This window comes from Streptomyces sp. KPB2, assembly GCF_003950055.1.
GTDB lineage: Bacteria > Actinomycetota > Actinomycetes > Streptomycetales > Streptomycetaceae > Streptomyces > Streptomyces salinarius.
In genome coordinates this window covers 688,248-700,263 of record NZ_CP034353.1, presented here as the reverse complement: position 1 = coordinate 700,263, position 12,016 = coordinate 688,248, and the positions used below count along the sequence as shown (strand labels likewise).

The 12,016-nt window shown below is 72.4% G+C and carries 10 protein-coding genes; 7 read left to right on the top strand and 3 right to left on the bottom strand.

Annotated elements, in window-relative coordinates; all coding sequences use genetic code 11:
- Position 1 precedes the first annotated feature (1 nt).
- The gene (locus D1J63_RS03220) at positions 2-445 is read right to left on the bottom strand and encodes a hypothetical protein (protein ID WP_125627632.1); all 444 of its coding nucleotides are present in this window, start codon (positions 443-445) and stop codon (positions 2-4) included.
- A gap of 474 nt (positions 446-919) precedes the next feature.
- On the opposite strand from D1J63_RS03220, the gene D1J63_RS03215 reads away from it, so the two are divergent.
- On the top strand, positions 920-1,093 hold the full coding sequence (locus D1J63_RS03215; protein ID WP_102930085.1) for a hypothetical protein: 174 nt from the start codon (positions 920-922) through the stop codon (positions 1,091-1,093).
- 55 nt (positions 1,094-1,148) lie between these two features.
- On the top strand, positions 1,149-1,631 hold the full coding sequence (locus tag D1J63_RS03210) for a GNAT family N-acetyltransferase (RefSeq protein ID WP_125627631.1): 483 nt from the start codon (positions 1,149-1,151) through the stop codon (positions 1,629-1,631).
- A gap of 6 nt (positions 1,632-1,637) precedes the next feature.
- Here D1J63_RS03210 and D1J63_RS03205 read toward each other — a convergent pair whose 3' ends face one another.
- Together D1J63_RS03205 and D1J63_RS03200 are read right to left on the bottom strand one after the other, a co-directional pair.
- A complete protein-coding gene (locus tag D1J63_RS03205) occupies positions 1,638-2,981 on the bottom strand; it encodes an amidase family protein (RefSeq protein WP_125627630.1) in 1,344 nt (447 codons plus the stop codon).
- 147 nt (positions 2,982-3,128) lie between these two features.
- On the bottom strand, positions 3,129-4,175 hold the full coding sequence (locus tag D1J63_RS03200; RefSeq protein WP_125627629.1) for a LacI family DNA-binding transcriptional regulator: 1,047 nt from the start codon (positions 4,173-4,175) through the stop codon (positions 3,129-3,131).
- A 225-nt stretch (positions 4,176-4,400) separates the two neighbouring features.
- On the opposite strand from D1J63_RS03200, the gene D1J63_RS03195 reads away from it, so the two are divergent.
- The 5 genes from D1J63_RS03195 to D1J63_RS03175 all read left to right on the top strand — a co-directional run bounded on the left by D1J63_RS03195 (position 4,401) and on the right by D1J63_RS03175 (position 11,974).
- Positions 4,401-5,693: a sugar ABC transporter substrate-binding protein gene (locus tag D1J63_RS03195; protein WP_125627628.1), complete on the top strand. Its 1,293-nt coding sequence runs from the start codon at positions 4,401-4,403 to the stop codon at positions 5,691-5,693.
- A 3-nt stretch (positions 5,694-5,696) separates the two neighbouring features.
- Positions 5,697-6,629, top strand: coding sequence for a sugar ABC transporter permease (locus D1J63_RS03190; protein WP_125627627.1), 933 nt, complete (start codon positions 5,697-5,699; stop codon positions 6,627-6,629).
- Positions 6,626-7,546, top strand: a complete 921-nt coding sequence (locus tag D1J63_RS03185; protein WP_125627626.1) for a carbohydrate ABC transporter permease — start codon at positions 6,626-6,628, stop codon at positions 7,544-7,546. The genes D1J63_RS03190 and D1J63_RS03185 overlap by 4 nt, the downstream gene beginning before the upstream one ends.
- Positions 7,547-7,595: 49 nt before the next feature.
- Positions 7,596-8,888, top strand: coding sequence for a cellulase family glycosylhydrolase (locus D1J63_RS03180; RefSeq protein WP_125627625.1), 1,293 nt, complete (start codon positions 7,596-7,598; stop codon positions 8,886-8,888).
- A gap of 62 nt (positions 8,889-8,950) precedes the next feature.
- Complete coding sequence (locus D1J63_RS03175) at positions 8,951-11,974, top strand: glycoside hydrolase family 38 C-terminal domain-containing protein (protein WP_125627624.1); 3,024 nt, start codon at positions 8,951-8,953, stop codon at positions 11,972-11,974.
- Positions 11,975-12,016 lie beyond the last annotated feature (42 nt).

Genomic DNA, 12,016 nt, shown 5'->3' with positions numbered 1-12,016 from the left:
CTCAGTCCACGAGGCCCAGCCGCGCGTTCCGTGCCGCCGTCAGCTCCAGTACCGTACGCCAGTCCTCCAGGACCCCGGCGTCGAAGTCGGCGGTGCGGGCCTCGTCGTCCGCCTGACGCAGACTGACCAGGTCGTCGTCGTGGGCCCCGGCGCCGGGGTGGGCCCGGCGGGCCACCAGGCGGGCGACGCGCGCGCCGAGCAGCGGCCGTACCGCGTCGGCGGTCCGGGCCGGCGCGTCGCCCGGCCACAGCAGCCGGCCCACGGGCGACACCAGTCCGGCCACCTGGAGTTCCTTGTCGGCCGGGTGGCGCCGGCGCAGCAGCGCGGCCGTCCGCAGCGCGTGCCCGTGCGGATCGGCGGGCCCGCCGCCGGGGCCGGCGGCGGGCCGCTCGGCCCGGCAGGCGTACAGCAGGTCCATCAGCTCCTCGACGCTGCGCAGTTCCATGCCCCGGTCCTCCCACGAGACAGCCGTTGCCGACGGGCAGCAGACCATGACGAGCTTGCGAAGCAGCCAACGGCAACTTAACTGCCGTCCCGCCGCCCGCCGGCATTCGAAGGTGTGGGCGTCCATGTAGGCCGAACGGGTGAGTTGCGCGCGGTGCGGAGCCGGAGGAATCGGGTCAGACTTGGGTCAACTGCGCACGGGTCGAAGGGCAATGGTTCTCCCATGTTTCGAGCCCCATAGAGCGCACCCCCGCTCATTTGGTTAATCTGGAGCGGACGGGCGGCGGCACAGGGCACTACCCACACCCGGGGTCCGTCATGGGCAGGCCGGTCCACAACGGCCTGCTCCCGCACGAGGTACCGGCGCCACCGCGTCCGAACCGCATTCGACTCACACCCGAGCGGGCGCCGGGTGCCGGACAGGAGACTGGCGCCGACAGGCCCCGAGGGTGACCCGACACATAAGGAGTGCGCGGTGACACCGGAAACGACGACGAAGCCCGAACAACGCACCGAGGAACGCAGCGGCCGCACCCGCAGGCCCGGAGAGCTCGGCAGCCTCGACGTGTGGGCGCGTTCCGCCCCCATCCGCCTCGCGGGCTACGAGGACGACCTCGCAGAGCCGCACATCCTGCCCAGCGTGGACTGACCCGCCCGCCACCCACCGAGGTCGCCGGACGCATGGGCGTGCCAGACTCACGCCCATGCTGATCAGGGAAGCCACCGCCGGCGACTGGCCGCACATCTGGCCCTTCTGGCACCGCATCGTCGCCGCCGGCGAGACCTACGCCTGGGACCCGGCCACCTCCGAGGAGGACGCCCGGGCCCTGTGGATGAACCCCGCCAAACGCGTCTTCGTCGTCGAGGACGACACCGGCGCCGTCGTCGGCTCCGCCTACGTCACCCCCAACTACGGCGGCCCCGCCGCCCGCATCGCCAACGCCGGTTTCATGGTCGACCCCGACCGCGCCGGACGCGGCACCGGCCGGGCCCTCGCCGAGTACGTCCTCGAGGCCGCCAGGGCCGACGGATACCGGGGCATGGTCTTCAACGCCGTCGTCGAGACCAACCCCGCCGTACGGCTGTGGACCTCCCTCGGCTTCACGATCCTCGGCACGGTCCCGGACGCCTTCGACCACCCGCGGCACGGCCGGGTCGGCCTCCACATCATGCACCGCGCCCTGTAGGCGGCCTCAACCGGTCGGCGCAGTCCGCCGCCAGGGCCGCAGCGCCTCGATCCGCTCCGCCAGCTCCAGCAGCGCCGCCTCCGAGCCGGGGCGGCCCACCAGCTGTACGGCGCAGGGCGCGCCCGAGTCCAGCGTGCCGAACGGAACCGACATCGCGGGCCAGCCGGTCAGGTTCCACGGCGGGGTGAAGGGCGAGCACGCGGAGTTCGCCATCACGTTGCGCAGCCAGCCCCGTTGGTGCCAGGGCTCCGCGCGGGGGGAGCGGCGGGCCAGCGCCGGGGTGAGCAGGACGTCGTACTCGGCGAAGAACGGCTCGAGGCGTTCGCGCAGCCGTTCGCGGTCCCCGCCGTCCGCCACCCGGCCGACGAAGTGCCGTCCGAGCGCCGCGTGCACCCGCGTGCGCCTGGTCAGCAGCCGCCGGTCCAGGCCCCGCGCGTCCACCGACGCGACGGCCGTCCAGTGGGTCAGGGCGGTCACGCTCAGCGACGCCGGATAGGGCGGGTCCGCCCGCCGCACCTGGTGCCCCGCCTGCATGAGGGCCCCTGCGGCCTCGCGCACGGCCCGCGCGTAGGGCCGGGAGACGGGGATGCCGGCCAGCGGGCTGCGCAGCGAGGCGGCGACGCGCAGGGCGCCGGAGTCCTCGCGGTCCGGCAGCGCACCGTCCGCGAGGACGGCGAGCATCAGGCGGGCGTCCGCGACCGTCGTGGCCAGCGGCCCGTTCTCGGCCATGCCGAACCAGTCGCCCTCGCCGATGCGGGCCGGCACGACGCCGTGACCCGGCTTGAGGGTGACCAGACCGCAGGTGGCCGCGGGGATGCGCAGCGAGCCCATGCCGTCGTTGCCGAGTGCTAGCGGCACCATCCCGGCGGCCACCGCGGCCGCGCTGCCGCCCGACGAACCGCCCGCCGAGCGGGCCGGGTCCCACGGGTTGCGCGAGGTGCCCAGCACCCCCTCCGTGGTGCCGAACACACACAGTTCCGGCACGTTCGTCAGTCCCACCACCGCCGCCCCCGCCGCCCGCAGCCGGGCCACGGTGACGTGGTCGGCGTCGGCGGGCGTGTGCGGCGTGGCGGCCGAGCCGACGCGCGTGGACTCCCCGCGCACCGCGAGACTGTCCTTGACCGCCACCGGCACGCCGGCCAGCGGCAGTTCGCCCAGATCGCCCCGGGCGCCCACCTCCTCGGCCTCCGCGAGCGCCGCCTCGGCCCGCACGGCGCGGAAGGCGCCGACGCGGCCGTCCAGCCGCTCGATACGGGTCAGGTGCCCGGCCACCACCTCGCGGGGCGTGGCCCGCTTCTCCCGTACGGCGGCGGCGATCTCGACGGCGGTTCGGCCGGCCCAGTCGGTCACGGAGGGTCCCAGGGGTGCGGTGACGGCATGCGGATGCGGGCGTACTCGCGGACTCTGCTGTTACCGGCGAGTACGCAGGACATCACTCTGCCCGTCCGGGGCGCGCGTGTCGAGAGCACGGACCGGCCCTCACGCCCCCGGCCGCATTCACACCGGCCGGGCCGGCCCCGTACTGTCCCGCTCGATCAGCCGCGGCACCGGCACGCGCACCGTCCGGGCCGGGCCGCCGTCGAGCAGGGCGGTCAGCTCCGTGGCCGCCGTGCGGCCGAACGCCACGCTGTCCCGGGACAGGGCGGACAGCCACGGCTTGACCATGCGGCACAGCGCCGAGTCCTCCCAGGCCACCACGGACACGTCCGCGGGTACCGAGAAGCCGAGTTCGGCCGCCGCGGCGACCCCGGCGACGGCCATCACGTCGTTGTCGTAGATGAGGGCGGTCGGGGGAGCGGGCGCCTCCAGCACGCGGCGGGTGACGGCCGCGCCCTCGGCGTCCGAGTAGTCGGTGGTCACCGACTCGACCTCGCCGAGACCGCGCCGTGCGGCCTCCGCGCGCAGGGCGCGGATGCGGCGCTCGGTGTGGGCGAGGTCCGGCAGCCCGGCGATGTGCACGATCCGCCGGTGCCCGAGCGCGTGCAGCCCGTCCACCAGCGCGGCCATCGCGCCCGCGTCGTCCGCCCACACCGTCGACAGCCCCGGATGGCGCTCGTCCGGCGTCCCCCCGATCACCACGCCCGGCAGACCGAGTTCGTCGAGCAGGTCCGGACGCGGATCGTCCGTGCGCGGGTCCACCACGAGGACGCCGTCCACCCGGTGTTCGGCCCACCAGCGCCGGTAGACCGCGCACTCGTCCTCGACGTCCCCCGCCACCTGGAACAGCAGCCCCAGATGCCGCCCGGCCAGCACCTCCTGGATGCCCGAGACCAGTTGCAGGAAGAAGGAGTCGACGCCCAGGGTGTGCGCGGGCCGCGCCAGCACGAAGCCGACCGTCGCCGCGCCCTCCCCGGACAGTGCGCGCGCCGCCGTACTGGGCCGCCAGCCGAGCTGCTCGGCCACCCGGCGCACCCGGTCGCGGGTGATCTCGGAGACCCCCGGCCGGTCGTTCAGCGCGAACGACACCGCGCTCTCGGAGACCCCGGCCCGCCGAGCGATGTCCTTCATCGTCGGCCGGCGCGCGGCGGGCCGCTTGGCCGGCATGCGCGCGCTCCTTTCCTCGGTGCGAGCGGTGAGAGCTAAAGCGCTTGAGTGCAAGATCCTAAAGCGCATTAGTAGTTCCTGGCAAGTGCCCATCCATACCGCTCTGACCTGGACTAATGCTGTGCGCTCTGCTTTAGTTGGCCGGAATCCATTGACTTTCCACGGAAACGCCGTGCATGGTCGCTGGCATCCCACCGCCGACGTCCTTCAGGGAGACGTGTCACCGTGCCCACCTCGCGCAGAACATTCGCCGCCGCAGCCGTCGCCGCCCTCGTCCTGCCGCTCAGCGCCTGCGGCTCCGGGGACGACGGCGGCGGCTCGACCGACGCCTCGGGCAAGGTCGAGGGCGACATCACCTTCCAGACCTGGAACCTGCGGGCCAACTTCAAGGACTACTTCGAGGGCCTGATCGCCGACTTCGAGAAGAAGTACCCCGGCACCCACGTCAAGTGGGTCGACCAGCCCGGCGAGGGCTACGCCGACAAGATCAGCGCCGACGCCGCCGGCGGCACCCTGCCCGACGTCGTCAACGTCTCCCCGGACCTCGTCGCCCCGCTCGCCAAGGCCGGCCTCGCCCTCGACCTGGACAAGGCCGCCGGCCAGTACGAGAAGGAGTACCTGGAAGGGGCCTGGGCCAGTCACCGGATACCGGGCATGGAGGGCACCTACGCCTTCCCCTGGTACCTCAACACCGGCCCGCTCTTCTACAACAAGTCCCTCTTCAAGAAGGCCGGCCTCGACCCCGAGCAGCCGCCGAAGACGTACGACGAGGTCTTCGACGCCGCACTGAAGATCGCCGACAAGACCGACGGCGAGGTCGCCACCCTCGCCAACGTGCCCACCATCGAGGACTTCGGCCGCTACGGCGCGGCGCTCATGAACAAGGAGGGCACCGCCTTCGCGTTCAACGACGCCAAGGGCGTCGAACTCCTCACCCGCTACAAGGAGCTGTACGACGCCAAGGCGCTGGACCCGCAGGCGCTGACGGCCACCCCCGAGTCGACCGGGAAGAAGTTCCTCACCGGCGCCGTCGCCATGAACCCGGGCAGCGCGCTCGACCTCGCCAACTTCAAGAAGCAGGCGCCGAGCCTGTACGAGAACATCGGCATCACCGACCAGATCACCAGCACGGGCCACGTCAACATGTACGTGATGGGCCTGATGGTGAACGCGCAGAGCCAGCGCAAGCCCGCCGCGGTCGCCTTCGCGCACTACGTCACCGACGCGGAGCACCAGATGTCGTTCGCCAAGAAGGTCGCCATCTTCCCGAGCACCGCCGGTTCGCTGGACGACCCGTACTTCACCAAGGAGGACGGCACCGACGAGACCCGGGTCCGGGTCGCCTCCGCCAAGTCGCTGAAGACGGCGGTCAACTACACGCCCGTGCTGTTCAGCGAGCAGATGAAGACCGAGCTGCGCAACGAGGTCGCCAAGGCGCTCCAGGGCAAGCAGAGCCCCGAGGAAGCCCTTGACAACGCTGTCAAGGCGTGCGACCGGCTCCTTCAGCAGCAGGGCTGAGACATGGCGAGTCCCACCGTCACCACCGGCACCCCGGGCGCCCGCAAGAGCGGCGGCGCCCGGCGCGTGCGGCGGCAACTGCCCGCCAGTCCCTGGCTCTTCGCCGCGCCCGGCCTGCTGATCACCGGCGCGTTCATCCTGTACCCGTTCGTCTCCACGCTGGTCAACTCCTTCACCGACCGCCGCACGCTGGTCCCCGGTGAGTTCGTGGGCCTCGCCAACTTCCGCGAGCTGCTCCACGACGACATGTTCTGGATTGGCCTGCGCAACAGCTCCCTGTACGTCCTCGGGGTCGTCCCCGCACTCGTCCTGCTGCCGCTGCTGCTCGCCCTGCTGGTGCAGAAGAACATCCCCGGCATCACGTTCTTCCGCTCGGCCTTCTACACCCCGGTCGTCGCCTCGATCGTCGTCGTCGGGCTGATCTGGGTCTGGCTCCTGGACGAGCGCGGGCTGGTCAACTCCCTGCTGGAGACGCTCGGCGCCAGTCCGGTCGGCTTCCTCAGCGACCAGTGGCTGATCCTGCTCAGCGCGATGGGCGTCACGGTCTGGAAGGGCCTCGGCTACTACATGATCATTTACCTGGCGGCGCTGGCCAACGTGCCGCGCGAGCTGCACGAGGCGGCCGCCGTGGACGGCGCCGGAGCGGTCCGCCGCTTTCTCACCGTCACGGTGCCCGCCGTCCGCTCCACCATGGTCCTGGTCGCCGCCCTGTCCTCGGTCGCCGCCTTCAAGGTCTTCTCCGAGGTCTACCTGATGGCGGGCCCCAACGGCGGCCCGGCCGGCGAGGACACCACCCTCGTGATGCTGGTCCAGCGCACCGGCACCGGTCTGACCGGCCGGGTCGGTTACGCCTCCGCCATCTCCGTCGTCGTCTTCGTCGTCACCGTCGTCCTGATGCTGCTCGTCCTGCGGGCCGACCGGAAGGAGGAGTCGTGAGCCTCGCCGAGAAGACCCGGCCCGCCGAGAAGCCGAGGCAGAGCGACCGGGCGCGGGAACGCGAACCCCGGATCACCGACGAGCACGGCCGCCGCATCCGCGTGTGGGAACTGGCCCTGCGCTACCTGCTGCTGCTCGGCGTACTCGCCCTGACCATCGGCCCGTTCCTGTGGCAGCTGTCGACCTCGCTCAAGGGCCCCACCGAGGACATCTTCAGCTCCCCGCCGAAGTTCCTGCCCTCCGACCCCACCCTGCACAACTACGAGCGGGTCGCCGACACCATCCCGGTGTGGGACTACGCCCTGAACTCGCTGAAGGTCGCCGCGGCCAACGTCGTCACCAACTGCGTCGGCGCAGCCCTCGCCGGTTACGCCCTGGCCCGGCTGCGCTACCGGGGCCGGCGCGTCGCCACCCTGGTGTTCATCCTGGCCATGCTCGTGCCCGTGGAGGGCATCATCATCGCCCAGTTCACCACCATGCGGGAGCTGGGTCTCAACAACACCCTCGTCGGCGTCCTGCTGCCGGGCTGCGTCAGCGCCCTCAACGTGCTCCTCATGCGCAACGCCTTCCTCAACCTCCCCTATGAGATCGAGGAGGCCGCCTTCGTCGACGGCGCCAACGTCTGGCAGCGGTTCCACCGGATCGCGCTGCCCGCGGTGAAGGGGACCCTCGCCGTCGTGGCGATCTTCGCCTTCATGGGCGCCTGGGACGACTTCCTGTGGCCCCTGATCGTGCTGAGCGACCCGTCCAGGTTCACACTGACCATCGGCCTCAACTACCTGCACGGCACCTTCGCCAACGACGAACGCCTCGTCGCCGCGGGCACGATCATCGCCGTGGCGCCGCTCATCGTCCTCTTCGCCTGTCTCCAGCGGTACTTCTTCCGCGGCGTGGGCGAGGGAGCCGTCAAGGGCTGACCGTCATCCGCCGTCAAGGGCCCGTATCACCCCGTACCAAGGACACCGCATGCCTTCTGCCGTGCGCTTCGGCGTCAACTACACCCCGAGCGAGGGATGGTTCCACCACTGGCTCGACTTCGACCTCGACTCCGTCCGCGCCGACCTGGACTCCGTCGCCGCGCTGGACGTCGACCACGTCCGGGTCTTCCCGCTCTGGCCCTACTTCCAGCCCAACCGCACACTGATCCGCGAACGCGCGGTCGAGCACCTCGTCGCCCTGGTCGACGCGGCCGGCGAACGCGGCCTCGACGTCAACGTGGACGGCCTCCAGGGCCACCTGAGCAGCTTCGACTTCGTGCCGGCCTGGACCCGCACCTGGCACCGGCGCAACCTGTTCACCGACCCCGACGTCATCGACGGCCAGGCCACCTACCTGCGCACCCTCGCCGCCGCCCTGGCCGGCCGGCCCAACTTCCTCGGCATGACCCTCGGCAACGAGGTCAACCAGTTCTCCGCCGGCCCCCACCCCGACCCGGACCGCGCCACCGACGAGCAGATCGACGCCTGGCTGGAACGGATGCTGGCCGCCTGCGAGGAGGGCGCCCCGGGCCGGATGCACCTGCACGCCGAGTACGACGCCACCTGGTACCAGGACGACCAGCCCTTCACCCCGGCCCAGGCCGCCCGGCGGGGCGCCGTCACGGCCGTGCACTCCTGGGTCTTCAACGGCACCGCCCAGCGCCACGGCCGCACCTCCGTGCCCAGCGAGCACCACGCGGCCTACCTGATCGAGCTGAGCAAGGCCTGGGCCGACGACCCGCACCGCCCCGTCTGGCTCCAGGAGGTCGGCGCCCCCGCGCCCCTCGTCCCCGCCGAGCACGCCGCCGCCTTCACCGAGGCGACCGTCGAGAACGCCCTGGACTGCCCCGGACTTTGGGGCGTCACCTGGTGGTGCTCCCACGACGTGTCCCGGGCACTGGCCGACTTCCCCGAGCTGGAGTACGGGCTCGGCCTCCTCACCAACGACCGCCGCCCCAAGGACACGGCACGCGTCCTGGCGAGCGCGGCGCGCGCGGCCCGGGACGGAGCCCGTCCGGCGCCCGCCCCGCGCACCACGGCCCTCGCCGTCCCGGCCGACCCCGCCGCCCGCTCCGCCTGCGCCCCCGGCGGCGCCGTCTTCGACGCCTTCTTCCGGCTGGTCGCCGACGGCGCCCGCCCCACCACCGTCCTCGACACCCGCGCCGCCGACACCGGACACCTCGCCGCGCGCGGCATCACCGAGGTCGTCACTCCCGGCGACGTACTCGCCGCTCCCGCCCCGGACGATTCGGACCGCGCCCGGCGGGGGAGCTGTACCTGACGTCGCCCCCGTCGTCGTGACCCACCCAGGCAACCACCCGCCCCCGACCCCGGAGCACCCTCATGCATGACGACCGCAACCTGGTCGAAGCCCGCCTCAAGCGCGTCCTCGACGAGCGCATCCGCCCCGCCCTCTACCCCGAATCCGTACCGCTCGACGTGGCGGTCTGGAACGCGCCCGGCGAACCCGTGCCCGTGGAGGAGGGACTCGCGGCCGAACCCGAGCCCATCGAGGTCGGCGCCCGCTGGGGCGCGCCCTGGGGCACCAGCTGGTTCCGCGTCACCGGCACCGTGCCGAAGGAGTGGGCCGGGAAGACCGTCGAGGCCGTCCTCGACCTCGGCTTCGACGAGAACATGCCCGGCTTCCAGTGCGAGGGACTGGTCTACCGCCCCGACGGCACCCCGGTGAAGGGCCTCAACCCGCGCAACCAGTGGGTGCGCATCGGCGCCCCCGTCGAGGGCGGCGAGGAGGTCCGCCTGCACGTCGAGGCGGCCTCCAACCCCGTCATCCTCGACTACCACCCCTTCGTTCCCACCCAGCTCGGCGACAAGGACACCGCGGGCAGCGAACCGCAGTACACCCTCGCCCGCATGGACCTCGCCGTCCTCGACGAGACGGTGTGGAACCTGGTGCTCGACCTGGAGGTGCTCGGCGAGCTGATGGCCGAGCTGCCGGTGGAGTCGCCGCGCCGCTGGGAGATCCTGCGCGCCGTCGACCGGGCCCTGGACGCCGTCGACCTCCAGGACGTGGGCGGCACGGCCGAGCAGGCCCGTTCCCGCCTCACCGAGGTGCTGTCCGCACCCGCCGTGCCCTCCGCGCACCGCATCAGCGCCGTCGGCCACGCGCACATCGACTCGGCGTGGCTGTGGCCGCTGCGCGAGACCGTGCGCAAGGTGGCCCGGACCACCTCCAACATGACCGCCCTCCTGGAGGACGAGCCGGACTTCGTCTTCGCGATGTCCCAGGCCCAGCAGTGGGCGTGGGTGCGCGACCACCGGCCCGAGGTGTGGGCGCGGGTCAAGAAGGCCGTCGCGGACGGGCGGTTCGTGCCGGCCGGCGGCATGTGGGTGGAGTCGGACACCAACATGCCCGGCTCGGAGGCGATGGCCCGCCAGTTCGTGCACGGCAAGCGGTTCTTCCTCGACGAGTTCGGCGTCGAGAACGACGAGGCGTGGCTGCCGGACACCTTCGGCTTCGCCGCCGGACTACCGCAGATCATCAAGGCGGCCGGCGCCAAGTACCTCCTGACCCAGAAGATCTCCTGGTCCCAGACGAACAAGTTCCCGCACCACACCTTCCGCTGGGAGGGCATCGACGGGACCCGGATCTTCACCCACTTCCCGCCCGTCGACACCTACAACTGCTCGATGAAGGGCAGCGAGATCGCCCACGCGGCGAAGAACTTCAAGGACAAGGGCGTCGCGCGCCACTCCCTGGCCCCCACCGGCTGGGGCGACGGAGGCGGCGGCACCACCCGCGAGATGGTCGCCAAGGCGGCCCGGCTGCGGAACCTCGAAGGCTCGGCGACGGTCGAGTGGGAGACCCCGCACGCCTTCTTCGAGAAGGCCGAGGCCGAGAACCCCGAGCCGCCGGTCTGGGTGGGCGAGCTGTACCTCGAACTGCACCGCGCCACCCTCACCAGCCAGGCCAAGACCAAGCAGGGCAACCGCCGCAGCGAGCACCTGCTGCGCGAGGCCGAGCTGTGGGCGGCCACGGCCGCCGTGCGCGCCGGCTTCCCCTATCCGTACGACGACCTGGACCGCATCTGGAAGACGGTCCTGCTGCACCAGTTCCACGACATCCTGCCCGGCTCCTCCATCGCCTGGGTGCACCGCGAGGCCCGCGCCACCTACGACCGCGTCGCCGAGGAGCTGAACGGCATCATCGACGCCGCCCAGCGCGCCCTGGCCGGCGAGGGCGACACCCCGCTGGTCTTCAACTCCGCCCCGCACGCCCGGGCCGGAGTCCCGGCGGGCGCCGCCGCGTCCCCCGCGGCCGAGGGACACACCGACCTCGCATCCCGCCCCGGCGGCGGCCACGTCCTGGACAACGGCCTGCTGCGCGTCGAGATCGACGGGCGGGGGCTGATCGTCTCCGCGTACGACATCACCGCCGACCGCGAGACCGTCGCGCCCGGCGGCGCGGGCAACCTGCTCCAGCTCCACCCCGACTTCCCGAACATGTGGGACGCCTGGGACGTGGACGAGTTCTACCGCCACACGGTCACCGACCTGACCGACGCCGACGAGGTCGCCCCCGGCGACGACGGCGCCTCGGTGCGGATCGTGCGCTCCTTCGGCTCCTCCCGCGTCACCCAGGTGCTGACGCTGGCGCCGGGGGAGCGGCGTCTCGAGGTGGACACCGAGGTCGACTGGCACGAGACGGAGAAGTTCCTCAAGCTCGCCTTCCCGCTCGACGTGCACGCCGAACGGTACGCGTCCGAGACCCAGTTCGGGCACTTCCACCGGCCCACCCACACCAACACCAGCTGGGAGGCGGCCAAGTTCGAGGCCTGCAACCACCGGTTCGTGCACCTGGAGGAGCCCGGCTGGGGCGTCGCCGTCGTCAACGACTCCACGTACGGCCACGACGTCACCCGCACCGTCCGCACCGGCGGCGACGCCGGTACGACGACCACCGTGCGGGTCTCCCTCCTGCGCGCCCCCCGCTTCCCCGACCCGGAGACCGACCAGGGCGTGCACCGGTTCCGGCACGCGCTGGTGCCCGGCGCGGGCATCGGCGACGCGGTCCGCGAGGGCTGGCGGATCAACCTGCCCGAGCGGCACGTCACCGGCGGCGCCGGGGAGGTCGCGCCGCTGGTCACGGTCGACCGGGACGCGGTCGTCGTCACCGCCGTCAAGCTCGCCGACGACGGCAGCGGCGACGTCGTGGTCCGCTTCCACGAGGCCCACGGCGGCCGGGCCCGCGCCACGCTCACCACCGGGTTCGCGGCCACCGACGTGCAGGTCACCGACCTGCTGGAGCGCCCGCTGGCGGATGCGGAGGCCCCCCGCCTCGACGGCGACCGCATCGACGTACGGCTGCGTCCGTTCCAGCTGATGACCCTGCGGCTGAAGCGCGCGTAGCGCCGTCGCCCTCGGCGGGCCCGGCCCACCCGGACGCGGTGG

Bases quoted from the DNA above. Each gene is read 5' to 3' on its own strand.
- D1J63_RS03220 (WP_125627632.1), bottom strand. From the start codon at position 445: ATGGAACTGCGCAGCGTCGAGGAGCTGATGGACCTGCTGTACGCCTGC.
- D1J63_RS03210 (WP_125627631.1), top strand. From the start codon at position 1,149: ATGCTGATCAGGGAAGCCACCGCCGGCGACTGGCCGCACATCTGGCCC.
- D1J63_RS03200 (WP_125627629.1), bottom strand. From the start codon at position 4,175: ATGCCGGCCAAGCGGCCCGCCGCGCGCCGGCCGACGATGAAGGACATC.
- D1J63_RS03190 (WP_125627627.1), top strand. From the start codon at position 5,697: ATGGCGAGTCCCACCGTCACCACCGGCACCCCGGGCGCCCGCAAGAGC.
- D1J63_RS03180 (WP_125627625.1), top strand. From the start codon at position 7,596: ATGCCTTCTGCCGTGCGCTTCGGCGTCAACTACACCCCGAGCGAGGGA.
- D1J63_RS03175 (WP_125627624.1), top strand. From the start codon at position 8,951: ATGCATGACGACCGCAACCTGGTCGAAGCCCGCCTCAAGCGCGTCCTC.